Raw genomic sequence first — 16270 nt, 5'->3', positions numbered from 1 at the left:
CCTAAAACAGGACGGGCCTGCAGGATATAACCTGCAGGCCCGTTGGCTTTTCAGCGTCAGCTGCTGTGGATCAGCCGACCCACTTGCGGGCATTCACCCACAGCTGCATCCATGGGCTGAAGCCGGTCTTGTCACCTGCCAGCGCCGGGTCGATCCAGCTCATCTGCAGCGGACGGAACACGCGCTCCGGGTGCGGCATCATGGCGGTGAAACGGCCATCGGCGGTGGTGACGGCGGTCAGGCCGCCCGGGCTGCCGTTCGGGTTGAACGGGTAGGTTTCGGTCGGCTGGCCATGGTTGTCCACGTAGCGCATTGCCTTGTGCACCTGGGCGTGATCGCCCTGCACCGCGAAGTTGGCAAAGCCCTCGCCGTGCGCCACGGCGATCGGCAGGCGGCTGCCGGCCATGCCCTGCAGGAAGATGCTGGGCGAATCCAGCACCTCGACCATGCTGTAGCGCGCCTCGAAGCGGGCGCTCTGGTTGTGCGTGAAGCGCGGCCAGTGCTCGGCACCGGGGATCATGCTGGCCAGTTCGGCAAACATCTGGCAACCGTTGCAGACGCCCAGCGCGAAGGTGTCATTGCGCGCAAAGAATGCGGCAAAAGCGTCACGCAGCACCGGGTTGAAGGTGATGCTGCGCGCCCAGCCCACGCCGGCACCCAGGGTGTCGCCGTAGCTGAAGCCGCCGCAGGCGACCACGCCCTGCACCTGGGACAGGCTGACGCGGCCGGCCTGCAGGTCGGTCATGTGCACGTCCAGCGTGTCGAAACCGGCACGGTCGAAGGCGTAGGCCATTTCCACGTGCGAGTTGACGCCCTGCTCGCGCAGCACGGCTACGCGCGGACGGCTGGTGTGCACAGCCGGGGCTTCGGGCGTGAAGGTCAGGTGCATGTGCATGCCCGGATCCTTGCGGTCGCCGGCGGCACGGTGTTCGCTGTCGGCACAGGCCGGGTTGTCGCGCTGCTGGGCAATCTTCCAGCTCACGCTGTCCCAGACCTGGTGCAGGTCTTCCAGATCGGCAGCAAAAATGTTCTGCGCATCGCGCCAGATCGTCAGCTGGCCCTTGCCGGCATCGACTTCGGAGCTTTCGTTGCGCACATTGCCGATGAAATGGCTGCAGCCACCCAGGCCGTGTGCATTCAGCACCTGCATCACCTCGTTGCGGTCTTCCTTGCGTACCTGCAGGATCACGCCGAGTTCTTCGTTGAACAGCGCCTTGAGCGTTTCCTCGTGGCGGCGGCCCGATGTCTGCTGTGCCCAGTTCTTGGCTTCGCCGCTGTCCAGGCGGCTGTCGCTGACGCCGTCGCCGTGCGCCAGCAGCATGTCCACCGTCAGCGCCACGCCGACATGGCCGGCAAAAGCCATCTCGGCCACGGCGGCCAGCAGGCCACCGTCGCTGCGGTCGTGGTAGGCCAGGATCTTGCCCTGTGCGCGCAGGGTGTTGACGGCATTGACCAGGTTCACCAGGTCTTTCGCCTGGTCCAGGTCCGGCACAATGTCGCCGCCCTGCCCCAGTACCTGGCTCAGGATGCTGCCGGCCATGCGCTGCTGGCCACGACCCAGGTCGATCAGCAGCAGGCGGGAATCGGGAACGTCACGGTCCAGCTGAGGCGTGAGCGTGCCACGCACGTCCTGCAGCGAGGCAAAGGCGGTCACGATCAGGCTGACCGGCGATACCACCTTGCGTGCCTGTGCCGCGCCTTCGGCAGACGGATCCTGCCATTGGGTGCGCATGGACAGCGAGTCCTTGCCGACCGGAATCGAAATGCCGAGCTCCGGGCACAGTTTCATGCCGACGGCTTCTACCGTGCGATACAGCGCGGCATCTTCACCGGCTTCGCCACAGGCTGCCATCCAGTTGGCGGACAGCTTGACGCGCGGCAACTCGATCGGGGCCGCCAGCAGGTTGGTGATGGCTTCGGCCACGGCCATGCGGCCGGAGGCCGGGGCATCGAACACCGCTAGCGGCGTGCGTTCGCCCATGCTCATGGCTTCGCCGGCAACGCCGGCAAAGTCGGCCAGCGTCACGGCCACGTCGGCCACCGGCACCTGCCACGGGCCAACCATCTGGTCGCGGTGCGTCAGGCCACCAACGGCGCGGTCGCCGATGGTGATCAGGAAGCGCTTGCTGGCCACGGTCGGGTGGCTCAGCACCTGGATGATGGCCTGCTGCAGGTCCAGGTCGCCGGTATCCAGCGGCATGCCCTGGTGCGTGACGGTCTTGACGTCGCGCTGCATCTTCGGCGGCTTGCCCAGCAGCACGTTCATCGGCATGTCGACCGGCAGGTCCTCATCGACGATGTCGCCACTGTTCAGATCGACCGCGCCCACATGCAGGTGGCGCTCTTCGGTGGTAACGCCGACCACGGCAAACGGGCAGCGCTCGCGCTCGCACAGGGCGCGGAACTGCGCCAGGCTTTCCGGCGCAATCGCCATCACGTAGCGTTCCTGGCTTTCGTTGCACCAGATTTCCTTGGGTGCCAGGCCGGTTTCTTCCAGCGGCACGCTGCGCAGGTCAAAGCGCGCACCGCGGCCAGCATCGTTGACCAGCTCAGGGAAGGCGTTGGACAGGCCGCCGGCACCAACGTCGTGGATCGCCAGGATCGGGTTGGCTTCGCCAAGCGCCCAGCAATGGTTGATCACCTCTTGCGCACGGCGCTCGATTTCCGGGTTGCCACGCTGCACCGAGTCGAAGTCCAGGTGCGCCGCGTTGGCGCCGCTGCTCATCGAGCTGGCCGCACCTCCGCCCATGCCGATGCGCATGCCGGGGCCACCCAGCTGGATCAGCAGCGTGCCGGGCGGGAATTCGATCTTGTGCGTCTGGCTGGCATCGATGCTGCCCAGGCCACCGGCGATCATGATCGGCTTGTGGTAGCCCATCTGGCGCACCTGCACGCCGTCCTGCGTACGGCTGACGATGGTCTGCTCGTATTCACGAAAATAGCCGGTCAGGTTGGGACGGCCGAATTCGTTGTTGAAGGCGGCGCCACCCAGCGGGCCTTCGGTCATGATCTGCAGCGGGCTGGCGATGTGCTCGGGCTTGCCGCCCGGCTGGTCGCTCATGCCGCCCCACAGCTTCGATACCGTAAAACCGGTCAGGCCGGCCTTGGGACGCGAGCCACGGCCGGTTGCACCCTCGTCACGGATCTCGCCGCCGGCGCCGGTAGAAGCGCCCGGGAACGGGGAAATCGCGGTCGGGTGGTTGTGCGTCTCGACCTTCATCAGCACGTGCTGCAGCTTGTCCTGGCCGCGGTAGCGCATGCCCTGCTCGGTGGATTCATCGGCCATGAAGCGCAGGCTGGTACCGCCTTCCATGATGGCGGCGTTGTCGGAATAGGCGACGATGGTGTGCTGCGGTGATACCTTTTCGGTATTGCGGATCATGCCGAACAGGGAGTGCGGCTGCGCTTCGCCATCGATGGTGAACTCGGCGTTGAAGATCTTGTGGCGGCAGTGTTCGCTGTTGGCCTGCGCGAACATCATCAGTTCAACGTCAGTCGGGTTGCGCTTGAGCTCCTGGAAGCCCTGCAGCAGGTAGTCGATCTCGTCGTCGGCCAGGGCCAGGCCCCAGTCGCGGTTGGCCTCCTCCAGCGCGGCACGGCCACCGCCGAGCACGTCCACATGCTCCATCGGCACCGGGTCCAGGTGCGTGAACAGGCTGTTGGCGGCATCCAGCGTGGGCAGCACGCTTTCGGTCATGCGATCGTGCAGCAGCGCAGCGATCTGCTCCAGCTGGCCGTCCTTGAGCTTGCTGCCCTCGAGCGCATACACGGTGCCGCGCTCGATGCGGCGCACGCTGGCGGCATCAGTCAGGCCGCAGTTGCGCGCGATATCGGTGGCCTTGGAAGCCCAGGGCGACACGGTGCCGACGCGCGGCGTGACGACGATGCTGGCCAGCGGCTTGTCGGCGGCATCGGCCGGCTCGCCATAGGTCAGCAGCTGTTGCAGCGCCTGCTGGCTGGTCGCATCCAGCGGCTGGTCGCTTTCAACCCAGTGCATGAACTGGCCAGTGATGGCACGCACGCCGGGAGCGATCGCCTGGATCTGGCTCAGGAGTTGCTGGGAACGGAAATGGGTGAGAGCGTTGCCGCCCTCGAAACGGGTAATGGTTGTCTGCATGGAAATGAGAGGCAACAGGCAGCTGATGTAAACCGCCATTGTAATCGGCGGGCATGACGGGTGGGCGCTTCGTGGGCATTCCCCACGGGCTTGTGCCGGTGCTTCAGGTCAGCACTTCCCAGGGCACGATGCAATCGGCATCGAGCTGCTGCAGGCGCAGCGCCTGCAGGCCGAAGACCTGGCGCAGCAAGGTATCGTCCAGTACCTGCGACGGCTGGCCGTGCGCCTGGATGCGGCCCTGCTGCAGCACGCAGACCTGGTGGCAGAAGCGCGAGGCCAGCGTCAGATCATGCAGTACCACGGCAATCGCCATGCCCTGCCCCGCCAGCTGGCGCAGCAGGCCCATGATCTGCAGCTGGTGTGCCGGGTCCAGCGCGGCCAGCGGTTCGTCGGCCAGCAGGATTGGCGTTTCGGTCGCCAGCGCACGCGCCAGCAGTACGCGGGCACGCTCGCCACCGGACAGGGTTTGCACATTGCGCATGGACATGTGCTGGCAATCGGTCAACTGCATGGCGCGCTGGATGGCGGCTTCGCCACTGGGCCGTTCGGCATCGCCATGCGGCAAGCGGCCCAGCGCCACCACGTCGGCCACCGGCAACGGCCAGTGCACCTGCTGGCCCTGCGCCAGATAGGCAATGTGGCGCGCGCGTTCGCTGGCCGACCACTGTGCCAGCGGCTGCTCCTGCAGCAGGATCTGGCCACGACTGGCCGGTGCCATGCCGAGCAGCGTGCGCAACAGGCTGGTCTTGCCGGCTCCGTTGGGGCCGAGAATGCCGAGCAGCTGGCCGCTGCGCAATTCCAGCTCAATGTCGTGCAACAGCGTACGCTTGCCGGCTTCCATCTGCACGCCCTGCATTTGCATCATCACGCTGCTCATGCCGACCTCCGGTGCAGGCCCAGGATCAGTGACAGGAAGAACGGCGCGCCAATCAGGGCGGTGAGCACACCAAGCTTGAGCTCCTGGCCATCGTTGTAGGCCAGGCGCACGCCGATATCGGCCAGCAGCAGCAGGATGGCCCCGGCCCAGGCCGATACCGGCAGCAGCGCCGAGGGATCGGCCTTGACCCAGGGCCGCATTACATGCGGCGCCACCAGGCCGACAAAGCCGATGCTGCCCGCTACCGATACCGCTGCGCCCACGCTACAGGCGGTGCCGGCCAGCACCAGCAGGCGCAGCTGCGGCAGGCGGATGCCCATGGTGTGCGCGGTTTCCTCGCCGAGCGCCAGCGCCTGCAGGCCACGGCGCGATTGCCACAGCAGCAGCAGGCCGAGCACGATCAAGGGCACGCCCAGCGCTACTTCGCGCATGCTGCGATCCGCCAGCGAGCCCATCATCCAGAATACGATTTCCTGCAGCGCAAAGGCATTGCGCGACCAGTTCATCACCAGCGCAATCAGCGCGCTGCACAGCGCGGAAATCGCCACGCCAGCCAGGATCAGGGTGGTGGTGTCCTGGTTGCGCTGCGCCAGCAGCAGCACCAGCAGCACCGCCAGTGAGGTACCGGCCATGCCGGCCAAGGGCAGTGCCAGCGCAGTCATCTGCGCCAGCCCGGTATAGAGCGCAATTACCGCGCCCAGCGCGGCCCCGCTGGTCACGCCCAGCAGGCCGGGTTCCGCCAGCGGGTTGCGCAGCAGGCCTTGCAGCGCGGCACCGGACATGCCCAGCGCCGCCCCGACCGCCACGCACAGCACGGTACGCGGCAGGCGCAAATCCCAGAAGATGCGGCTCGGTACCCAGTCGCCAGCCAGCACGCCTTGCAGCAGGCGCAGCGGCGACATGTCCACGTAGCCAATCGTCAGCGACAGCAGGCATAGCGCCAGCAGTACCAGACCGGCCAGCAGCCAGCGGCCCATGGACCAGCGGGCCCAACCCGGTGCGGCAGAAAAATCGGAAACAGTCATGGCAGCGATTATCGGTCCTGGCGCTGCTGCGCCATGCGCGCCGCCGTGTCCAGGCTCCAGGGACCGCCGCAGATAGTGGTGCGGGTCTGCAGGGTCAGGCTCTCGAGTACCGTGTGCTGCAGCGCCGGATGCAGCTGGTCACGTGGCACCACGCTTGGCATGTCGCTGGCGTAATCAGGCGTGAGCATCAGGTCCGGATGGGTGGCGACCAGCCGTTCCAGCGGCAGATAGCCATAGCCGCTCAGGCCAGCCTCGACGCCGGCATTGCGGTAACCGGCCAGTTCGATCAATTCGTTCATCAGCGTGCCCTGGCCGGTGCTGTAGCCTTGCCAGCTGCGCTCGGCCGCTACCGGCCATGGCGCGGATTGCTGCTGCGCTGCCTGTTGCAGCTGCTGCTGTTGCTGCTGCAGCGCCTGCACCAGCGCCCTGCCCTTGTCGGCCTCGCCGACCGCATCAGCCACCAGCGTGATCTGCTGCTGCACCTCGGCCAGGCTGCTGGCCAGTGGCACTTCCAGCACCGGAATGCCCAGGTCACGCAGCATCTGCGTGGTGTAGCGTGTCGTGTAGCGGCCCACCAGTACCAGATCGGGTTTGAGCAGCAGCACCTCTTCGGCATCACCGCGCACGATGGGCAGTGCGCGCGCCTGCGGCTCCAGCACCGACAGGCCGGGATCATGCGAGAGCTTGCTCAGTGCCGCGATACGGCCCGGTTCCACCAGTTGCAGCAGCAGCTGGTCGGTGCAGAGATTCAGCGAGACGATGCGCTGGGCCTGCTGGCTGGCCACCGCCGTAGCTGCCGTCTGTGGCGGTTCGGGCTGGCAGCCGGCCAGCGCCGCCGCCACGCAACCAGCGGCCAGCCAGCGCAAGGCGTGGCGTAGCGTGGGGCGGCGCAGCGGGCGGACGGGCATGGTCAATTACTTGAAGTCCCAGCGGTAGCCCAGGCGGATTTCGCGGCCGGGCATGTTGTAGTTATGGACTTCCTCATAGTAGCGGTCAAACAGGTTGTCCACGCTCAGGCTGACGGTCTGGCGCTTGTCGATGGCGTAGCCCAGGCTCATGTCCCACAGGGTGTAGCCGCCGCGCTCCGCCTTGGACTTCCAGCTCTTGCCGTTGTAGCGGGCACCCAGGCGTGCATGCAACTTGTCCCAGTCCCCCACCAGCGCGGCGCGCGCGGTGTTCTTGGGCACGTACTCCAGCGGCGACCAGACGTTGCCATTGCGCTGCTCGCTGCGGAAGCTGTGCGTGTAGCCCAGATCCAGGCGCAGGTTCGGGCTGAACTGCCAGTTGCCGACCAGCTCCACGCCGCGCATGCGCGCCTCGTCAGCGTTGCGCCAGCTCTTCAGGCCCGGGCTGACGTCATAGGCGACGATCTTGTCCTGGATGCGCGTGTGGTACAGCGTCAGGTCGGCGTTCCAGTTCTCGCGTTCGATACCGATACCGGCATCGACGCTGGTGCTGCTTTCCGGATCCAGATTGGCGTTACCGACGTAGGTGATCGGCACCGGGTACCAGTTACCGGCCGAGTCAACTTTCCAGTCGCTGCCGGAGTATTCGCCGGACAGCTTCCAGGCGCTGGGCGCACTGAAGCCCTTGCCCGCCGAGGCATGCAGGGAGATACCCGGCGACACTTCGTGCTTGATGCCGGCGCTCGGGCTGAACTGGCTGAAATCACGGCTTTGCGTCACGTTGCCCAGACCGTCGGTCGGCAGCGTGGACATGGTGATGCGGTCGTAACGGCCACCCACGTACAGATTGGTCTGGCCTTCGTTCAGACTGATGTTCTGTTGCGCATACAGGCCATGCGTCTTCAGCTTACTGTCCGGGTTATACGAGAAGGTCCACGGCGGCGTGCCGCTGCGCGCGCTGGCTTCGGTCTGGTTGTAGTCGTAGCCAAACACCAGCTTGTAGCCATCGGCCCAGTCCCAGGCATCCTTCAGCTGCAGGCCGTGCCACTTGATGCGCGAATCATAGGATTGCGCCAGGCTGCGGTCCGCTTGCAGGTCGTAGTTGATGTAGTTTTCCTTGCCGGTGTAGGCCGCGGCGGTCAACGCATGGTTGCCGGCTTCGCCCTGCAGCGTCAGGCTGTAGAGGTCACGGCTGGCATCCTTGCTGGTCTCGAACTGCTTGATCTCCGGATCGGGGCCGGGGTTCTGCACGTCATCGGCACGGAACAGGTCGGCACGCGCATCCAGTGTCCAGCCCGGTGCCAGTTCGGCACCCAGGCGCAGGCCGTGGCTGTGCTGCTTGTAACCGCTGAACTCCATGGTCTGGCCATTGCCGTCCTGGTAATTGCCGCGCTTTTCCCAGTTGCCAAAATAGTCAAAGTTCAGATTCTCACTGATGGCGCCGCCGATATTGGCATCGACCTGGCGCAGGTCATGGTTGCCGGCAGACACGCCCACACCGCCCTGGATCTCGTCGGTACGGCGGACCGGAATCACGTTGATCACGCCGGCCATGGCCTGCGAGCCATAGAGCGAAGATGCCGGGCCTTTCATGACCTCGACGCGCGACACGCCATTCACCGGCATGAAGCTGATGTTGTTGTGCACAGCCGGAATGCCGTTTTGCAGCACCAGCGTCTGCATGCTCTCGCCGGTCATGGGCGAGCTCGGCGTAAAGCCGCGCATGCCAACCGAACCGCTCATGCCGGGATAACGCTTGATGTCGACATTGGTCGTCTTGCCCAGCAGGTCGGCCAGTTCACGGTGCGGCACGCGCTCGATTTCCTGGCGCGTCACCACCTCGATACGCTGCGGTGTGTCCTTGAGCGGCATGGGCGCACGTGCTCCGGTGACGACCACGCGATAGGGTTCGTCCTGGGGGCCGGCAGCAGCCACTTGCAGTGCCGGCTCGACGGCATCGGGCTGGACAGTTTCTGCCACGGCAGCGGCAACCGGAGTCAGGCAGATCAGCAGACCTGCCAGGCGAATGGAATGGGGATGGAGTTTCAAGGCCAGTTCTCGTATCAGTTGGCCGTGCTGCATGCGACGCGTCGGTTGTCGTGGCCGGGTGCCCGCATTGCCGGCACACCGCCCTACCGCCATGTCTGCTACCCCGCAGACGGCCAGGTTTGCGCCGCCATCACCCTGTCATGGCAGCTTGGTCAAACACAGGCCGGTATCCGGACTCGCAAGTCTTGATGCATCGCCTTCCCACTGCTTGAACCGGCGCCGCCTTGCACGACGCTGCCCAAGCCGGCAGTGGCTGCCATGCCTGTTGCATGGCCTGATGCACCCACACTCGCTTACCGTTGCGGGGGCAGTCCGGGCATTGTGCGGCTGGCGCACGCACCCGGTTCCCGTTTAACCTGCCAGCCGGATTCATCGCTTCCGGCATCACAGGCACCTGGGTCTTGGCGCCGGCATGGCGCCGGCAAGTATCGGATTGTAAATGCAAAGTGCCGGTTTGTCCGCTTGTTGCGCCAGCCCGACATTCCCCGCTGCCTGCGACAGGCTCGCATTCCTAGGATAATTGCGCCCATGAGCATCAAGATCCATACCCCCGAAGAAATCGAACACATGCGCGTTGCCGGCCGCTTTGCCGCCGAGCTGCTCGACTACATCGCGCCGTTTGTCGTGCCCGGCGTGACCACCAACGAGCTGGATCGCCTGTGCGCCGAATACACCACCTCGCGCGGTTCGGTGTCGGCACCGCTGAACTATGCCCCGCCCGGCCATACGCCCTACCCCAAGTCGATCTGCACCTCGGTCAACCACCAGGTCTGCCACGGCATCCCGAACGAAAAGCCGCTGAAGAAAGGCGATATCGTCAACATCGACGTCACGCCGACCACCAACGGCTGGCACGGCGATAGCAGCCGCATGTTCATCGTCGGTGGTGAATCGGCGGTACAGCCCTTTGTCACTCGCCTGTTGCGCGTCACCTACGAATCGATGTGGATCGGCATCCAGCAGGTCAAGCCGGGCGCGCGCCTGGGCGATATCGGTCATGCGATCCAGCAGCACGTGGAAGGCCATGGCTACAGCGTGGTGCGCGAGTTCTGCGGCCACGGCACCGGCCAGGAGTTCCACACCGAGCCGCAAGTGCTGCACTACGGCAAGCCCGGCACGCTCGAAGAGCTGCAGCCCGGCATGATCTTCACCATCGAGCCGATGGTCAACGCCGGCCGCCGTGAGATCAAGCAGGGTCCGGACGGCTGGGCCATCGTGACCAAGGATCGATCCCTGTCGGCGCAGTACGAACACACCCTGGTCGTCACCGAGACCGGCTACGAGGTGCTGACGGTATCGCCCGGCATGCCGGCGCTGCCGGATTTCATCAGCTCGACCAAGACCTGATTCCGTAACGTTCACCCGCTGATCCGCATGCCGCAGACCCTCGCCCCTCTCTCCCCGGAAACCCTGGCCAGTCTGCGTACCGGCTACCAGCAGGACAAGGAGGCGCTGTTTGCGGCGTTCTCGACCAACGCCGGACGCAAGCTGCGTGCCTTGCGCAGCGTGCATACGCTGTGGCGCAAGCTCACGCGCCTGACCGACCGCATGCTGTCCACGCTGTGGCGCGCACATGGGCTGCAGCGCGGCGGCCTGCTGCTGGCGGCGGTGGGCGGCTATGGCCGCGCCGAACTCTCGCCGCATTCCGATGTCGACGTGCTGATCCTGCTGCCCGACGGCGCGGACCTGGAGCAGGATGCAGACCTGAAGGAGCGCGTGGAGCACTTTGTCAGCTGCTGCTGGGACGTGGGCCTGCAGATCGGCTCCAGTGTGCGCACGCTGCAGGAATGCATCCGCGAATCGCAGGCCGACATCACGATCCAGACCGCGCTGCTGGAGCGGCGCTACATCACCGGCTCGCGCAAGCTGTTCCAGCAGCTCAGCGCCGCCTATGACAGCGTGATGCAGCCCTACGCCTTCTACCTGGCCAAGACGCTGGAAATGCGCCAGCGCCACGCCAAGTATGACAACACGCCCTACTCGCTCGAACCCAACTGCAAGGAATCGCCCGGCGGCCTGCGCGATCTGCACATCCTGCTCTGGGTGGCCAAGGCGGCCGGCTATGGCAACAGCTGGGACAGCATCTCGCAAAGCGGGCTGCTGACCGATTACGAGGCACGCCAGATCAAGCGTACCTATGCCATGCTCGGCATGATCCGCAGCCAGCTGCACCTGGTGGCGCGCCGCCACGAGGATCGCCTGCTGTTTGACGTGCAGACCAGCGTGGCCGAACAACTCGGCTACACCAGCCAGCCACGCACCACGCGCACCGGTCCGCAGCGCAACCCGATCCGTCCGAGCGAAGCGCTGATGCGCCACTACTACTGGACCGCCAAGGCGGTGGTGCAGCTCAACCAGATCCTGCTGCTGAACATTGCCGAGCGCCTGCGCGACAGCGGCCACACCTACGATTACGACCCGGCACCGGTGACCGAAGCCATGCGCGCGCTGCAGCAGCGCCAGCAGGACAAGGCCGCAGCCGCTGCCGAAGAATCTTCGCCGCTGCAGCAGCAGGACGTGGTCAACCCGGTCGCCAGCACCGCACTGACGCGGCTGGACTACCTGCCGCGCCAGATCGATCGTCCGCGCCGCAAGATCAACGAGCGCTTTTTTGATACCGACGGCCTGCTCGATGTTGCTACCGATGACATCTACCAGCGCCAGCCGCACGCGATCCTGGAGACCTTTCTGGTACTGCAGCGCGAAGTCGGCATCCAGGGCCTGTCGGCACGTACGCTGCGTGCGCTGTACAACGCGCGCGTGCTGATGGACAGCGCCTTCCGCCGCGATCCGGTGAACCGCCAGCAGTTCCTGCAGATCCTGCAGGCCCCCAGCGGCGTGACGCAGGCGCTGCGCCAGATGAACCAGACCTCGGTGCTGGGCCGCTACCTGTGGGTGTTCCGCAAGATCGTTGGCCAGATGCAGCACGACCTGTTCCATGTCTACACGGTGGACCAGCACATCCTGATGGTGGTGCGCAACGTGCGGCGCTTTTTCAAGGCCGAACACGCGCACGAATACCCACTGTGTTCGCAGCTGGCCGCAGGCTGGGATGCGCCCTGGATCCTGTCCACCGCGGCGCTGTTCCACGATGTGGCCAAGGGTCGCGGTGGCGACCATTCGGTGCTGGGCGAAATCGAGATGCGCCGTTTCTGCAAGACACACGGCATCGGCCAGGAAGACACCGAGCTGCTCGCCTTCCTGGTGCGTGAACACCTGACCATGAGCCAGGTCTCGCAAAAACAGGACCTGAACGATCCCGAAGTGATCACCCGCTTTGCCAGGCTGGTGGGCAACGAGCGTTACCTGACGGCGCTCTACCTGCTCACCGTGGCCGATATCCGCGGCACCAGCCCGAAGGTCTGGAACGCCTGGAAAGGCAAGCTGCTGCAGCAGATGTACCAGGCCACGCTGCGCGTGCTCGGCGGCCATATCCCTGATGCCGATGCGCTGGTGGAAGCACGCAAGCGCGAAGCGCTGATCGAGCTGGCACGCCACTCCATGCCGCGCAACAGCCATGTGAAACTGTGGGAGACGCTGGACGTACGCTACTTCATGCGCCACGAAAGCGGCGACATCGCCTGGCACACGCGCCATCTGGCCCACTTGGTCGGCGAAGGCAAGACGGTGGTGCGGGCGCGCCTGTCGCCGCATGGCGAAGGCCTGCAGGTGATGGTCTACACGCCGGATCAGCCGGACCTGTTTGCCCGTATCTGCAGCTTTTTCGAGCGTGGCTCGTTCAGCATCCTGGATGCGCGCGTGCACACCACCAGCGACGGCTGCGCGCTCGATACCTTTCTGATGGTGACCACCATCATGCCGGAGCACTACCGCGAGTTCATCACCATGGTGGAAAACTCGCTGGCGCAGGCGCTGGAAAAGCACGAACCGCTGCGCGAACCCGGCCGCACGCGCCTGTCGCGCCGCGTGAAGGAGTTTCCGATCACGCCCTATGTGAAGCTGGCGCCCGACGAAAAAGGCCAGAACTGGCTGCTGACGATCAATGCCAGCGACCGCATCGGCCTGCTCTACCGCATCACGCGCGTGCTGGCCGCCAACGGTATCGGGCTGGAACTGGCCAAGGTCTCGACCATGGGTGAACGGGTGGAAGACACCTTCCTGATCCATGCGCCGGCGCTGGCCTCGACCCGCTTCCAGACCGAACTGGAGCAGCAGCTGCTGGCAGCAATCGATACCAACTGATGCCCGAGTTTGCTGCATTGCACACATATGCCATCGGGCATGACTACAATGCGGCGAGACCCACACTATAGCTACGGATAGAGACGACATGACCCAGACCACCCACGACACCACCCGTATTGACGATACCCGCATGCGCGCCGTGCGCCCGCTGCTGACGCCGGCGCTGCTGCAGGAAAGCCTGCCGGTGAGCGACCTGCTGATCGACCGCGTGGAGCAGCAGCGCCAGGCCATCAGCGATGTGCTGCACGGCCGCGATGACCGTCTGATCGTGGTGGTGGGCCCCTGCTCCATCCATGACCATGACCAGGCGATCGAGTACGCGCAGCGCCTGCTGCCGCTGGCGCAGGAGCTGTCAGAAGACCTGCTGGTGGTGATGCGCGTGTATTTCGAAAAGCCGCGCACCACGGTGGGCTGGAAAGGCTATATCAACGATCCGCACCTGGACGGCACGTTTGCCATGAACGAAGGCCTGGAGCGCGCGCGCCGCCTGCTGCTGGAGATCGTGGAGCTGGGCCTGCCGGCCGGCACCGAGTTCCTGGACCTGCTGAGCCCGCAGTTCATCAGCGACCTGATCGCCTGGGGCGCGATTGGCGCGCGCACCACGGAAAGCCAGAGCCACCGCCAGCTGGCCTCGGGCCTGAGCTGCCCGGTGGGCTTCAAGAATGGCACCGACGGCGGCGTGAAGGTGGCGGTGGACGCCATCGTCTCGGCGCAATCGCCGCATGCCTTCATGGGCATGACCAAGATGGGCCAGGCAGCGATTTTCGAGACGCGCGGCAATGATGACTGCCACGTGATCCTGCGCGGCGGCAAGACGCCCAACTACGATGCCGCCCATGTGCAGGCCGCCTGCGAAACGCTGGAAGCCAGCAAGCTGCGCCCGCAGGTGATGATCGACCTGTCGCACGCCAACAGCAGCAAGCAGCACCAGCGCCAGATCGATGTCGCCTCCGACGTGGCCGGCCAGATTGCCGGCGGCGACGCCCGTATTACCGGCGTGATGATCGAAAGCCATCTGGAAGAAGGCCGTCAGGATCTGGGCCAGGGCGAGCTGAAGCGTGGCGTGTCTATTACGGATGCGTGCATCAGTTTTGCGCAGACGGAGCCGGTGTTGCGCGAGTTGGCAACTGCGGTGCGCAAACGTCGCGCTGGCTGAGTACGGAGGGCGGGCATATTATTCGGGTTTTGAACCCGGAGCCTGCCATGCGGTATCCCGTTTATGTGTATCCCGGAAATGCTGCCACAGCGTGGGCGGTAGTGTTTCCGGATTTTCCGGGGTGTCATGCGGCTTGTGACACTTTGGAAGGTTCTTGGTAGATATCGACCTGAGCCAATCTTGCAGATGACAATCAAGCCAATATGGTGCTGGGACGGGGGTAGAAATGTTGTTCTAACACCACGATTACAAAGGTTTTTTTGGAACGTGAATTTTTCTTTTCCCCATGAATTTCCCCCATGACACGGGTTCGATTCTTGTACTTATGGGCTACAAAGAAAATCGCATCTTCTTCTTACGCATTATGCCGCCAATTGCGGGATCGTCCCGCATTTCTGCACACCAGCAAGGGGGGGCGCAGATTGACACCCCCCCCATGCCAGGGGCACCTCGCGGGCGCGTGCGTGACGGCTCACTCCTGAAACTGCGACAAATTGTCGCGGTTTGGCCTCGCGGGCGCGTGCGTGACGGATCACAGATTCGCGTGGATCATTTTGATCCTCGCGTTCCTCGCGGGCGCGTGCGTGACGGATCACATGCAGATGGCTCAATTTGATCTGTCTGCACCCTCGCAGGCGCGTGCGTGACGGCTCACTTTATACCTTCGTCAGATTTCTGACGAAGGTCCCTCGCGGGCGCAAGCGTGACGGCTCACAAAGTGAAAAGGATCAAATTGACACTTTTCACCCTCGCAGGCGCGTGCGTGACGGCTCACGAATCAAGTCGTCAAAATGGCGACTTGAAAACCCTCGCGGGCGCGTGCGTGACGGATCACGCAGACCCGTCAAATTGACGGAACTGCTCAAACCTCGCAGGCGCGTGCGTGACGGATCAAGTGGACAAATTGTCCACTTGAAAACACTTCCCACCTCGCGGGCGCGTGCGTGACGGCTCACCCCACCCGCTTGCACAGCAATTCCAGCACCCGCCTCTGACTGGCTCGCTCGATCACCGTCTTGATTTCCAGTGTCTGAATCGACCCGGATCTACTAGACACTCGCGAGCCGCTGGTAGTGACGTTTTTCGAATTCCATCGGGGATACCGCCCCGCATGTATTGTGGCGTCGTTTGGGGTTGTAGAACATCTCGATGTAGTTGAAGACATCGGCCCGCGCATCCTGCCGGGTGGAATAGATCTGGCGACGAATCCGCTCGCGCTTGAGCAGTTGAAAGAAGCTCTCCGCCACCGCGTTATCGTGGCAGTTGCCGCGCCGACTCATGCTGCTGACCAGATTGTGCGCGCGCAGCAACTTCTGCCAATCCTGCCCCGTGAACTGACACCCCTGATCGGAATGCACCAGAACCGACTCCTTGGGCTGCCTGCGCCAGATGGCCATCAGCAGCGCGCTCAAAGCCAGATCGCTATCGATGCGACTGCCCATGGACCAGCCAATAACCTGCCTGGAGAATAGATCAAGTACGACAGCCAGGTACAGCCAGCCCTCGTGCGTGCGGATATAGGTGATGTCCGTCACCCATGCCTGATTGGGACCCATCGGCGTGAACTGCCGATTCAGATGATTGGGAGCCACCACGGCAGGCCTGCCGCCCCGGCTGCCATGGCGGCGCCGATAGCCCGTCTGTGAACGGATACCTGCTGCGCGCAGCAGACGTGCCACACGATGCTTGCCGCACGGCTCACCCAGATCGCGCATGTCCAGAGTCAGCTTGCGGTACCCATACACGCAGCCACTTTCCAGCCAAGCTTGCTTGAGCAGGCCCAGCAGACGCTGGTCATCGCGTTGCTTGTCGCTGTAGGGTTTGTGCTTCCAGGCGTAATAGCCGCTGGGATGGACCCTCAGCACCGAACATAGACGGCGTACCGCGTGTACACCCTCATGGCGCTGGATAAACGCGTACCTCACCCGGACTGCC

10 protein-coding genes, 1 CRISPR repeat array and 1 riboswitch are annotated in these 16270 nt (G+C 64.5%); of the genes, 4 read left to right on the top strand and 6 right to left on the bottom strand.

What is annotated here, in order from left to right:
* Positions 1 to 70 precede the first annotated feature (70 nt).
* The 5 genes from purL to V1261_RS10130 all read right to left on the bottom strand — a co-directional run bounded on the left by purL (position 71) and on the right by V1261_RS10130 (position 8973).
* Positions 71 to 4117, bottom strand: coding sequence for a phosphoribosylformylglycinamidine synthase (gene purL, locus V1261_RS10150; RefSeq protein ID WP_329771615.1), 4047 nt, complete (start codon positions 4115 to 4117; stop codon positions 71 to 73).
* Positions 4118 to 4220: 103 nt separating this feature from the next.
* Entirely contained in the window at positions 4221 to 4994 is a 774-nt protein-coding gene (locus V1261_RS10145; RefSeq protein WP_329771614.1) for an ABC transporter ATP-binding protein, read from the bottom strand.
* Entirely contained in the window at positions 4991 to 6019 is a 1029-nt protein-coding gene (locus V1261_RS10140) for a FecCD family ABC transporter permease (RefSeq protein ID WP_329771613.1), read from the bottom strand. Before V1261_RS10140 ends, V1261_RS10145 begins: the two co-directional genes overlap by 4 nt.
* Positions 6020 to 6027: 8 nt before the next feature.
* Entirely contained in the window at positions 6028 to 6927 is a 900-nt protein-coding gene (locus V1261_RS10135) for an ABC transporter substrate-binding protein (RefSeq protein ID WP_329771612.1), read from the bottom strand.
* 6 nt (positions 6928 to 6933) lie between these two features.
* On the bottom strand, positions 6934 to 8973 hold the full coding sequence (locus V1261_RS10130; RefSeq protein ID WP_329771611.1) for a TonB-dependent receptor plug domain-containing protein: 2040 nt from the start codon (positions 8971 to 8973) through the stop codon (positions 6934 to 6936).
* A 144-nt stretch (positions 8974 to 9117) separates the two neighbouring features.
* Positions 9118 to 9386: riboswitch (cobalamin riboswitch) on the bottom strand.
* A gap of 115 nt (positions 9387 to 9501) precedes the next feature.
* Between V1261_RS10130 and map the strand changes: the two genes are divergently transcribed.
* The 4 genes from map to V1261_RS10110 all read left to right on the top strand — a co-directional run bounded on the left by map (position 9502) and on the right by V1261_RS10110 (position 14496).
* Entirely contained in the window at positions 9502 to 10320 is an 819-nt protein-coding gene (map, locus tag V1261_RS10125; RefSeq protein ID WP_329771610.1) for a type I methionyl aminopeptidase, read from the top strand.
* 27 nt (positions 10321 to 10347) lie between these two features.
* Entirely contained in the window at positions 10348 to 13176 is a 2829-nt protein-coding gene (glnD, locus tag V1261_RS10120; protein WP_329771609.1) for a [protein-PII] uridylyltransferase, read from the top strand.
* Positions 13177 to 13264: 88 nt separating this feature from the next.
* Positions 13265 to 14335 (top strand): 3-deoxy-7-phosphoheptulonate synthase, encoded by a 1071-nt coding sequence (locus V1261_RS10115; protein WP_329771608.1) that lies wholly within the window; start codon positions 13265 to 13267, stop codon positions 14333 to 14335.
* Positions 14336 to 14382: 47 nt separating this feature from the next.
* Positions 14383 to 14496 (top strand): type II toxin-antitoxin system HicB family antitoxin, encoded by a 114-nt coding sequence (locus V1261_RS10110; RefSeq protein ID WP_329771607.1) that lies wholly within the window; start codon positions 14383 to 14385, stop codon positions 14494 to 14496.
* Between the two features lie 287 nt (positions 14497 to 14783).
* Positions 14784 to 15286: a CRISPR direct-repeat array (repeat unit 23 nt; unit sequence CCTCGCGGGCGCGTGCGTGACGG).
* 98 nt (positions 15287 to 15384) lie between these two features.
* Here the strand turns inward: V1261_RS10110 and V1261_RS10105 are convergent.
* On the bottom strand, positions 15385 to 16270 hold an 886-nt coding region (locus V1261_RS10105), incomplete at its 5' end, for an IS3 family transposase (protein ID WP_329771603.1).

The sequence above is a fragment of the Brachymonas sp. J145 genome (assembly GCF_036312245.1).
GTDB classification, from domain to species: Bacteria; Pseudomonadota; Gammaproteobacteria; order Burkholderiales; family Burkholderiaceae_C; genus Brachymonas; species Brachymonas wangyanguii.
Note: the sequence above shows the minus strand (reverse complement) of the source record. Positions and strands in the feature narration are given on the sequence as shown.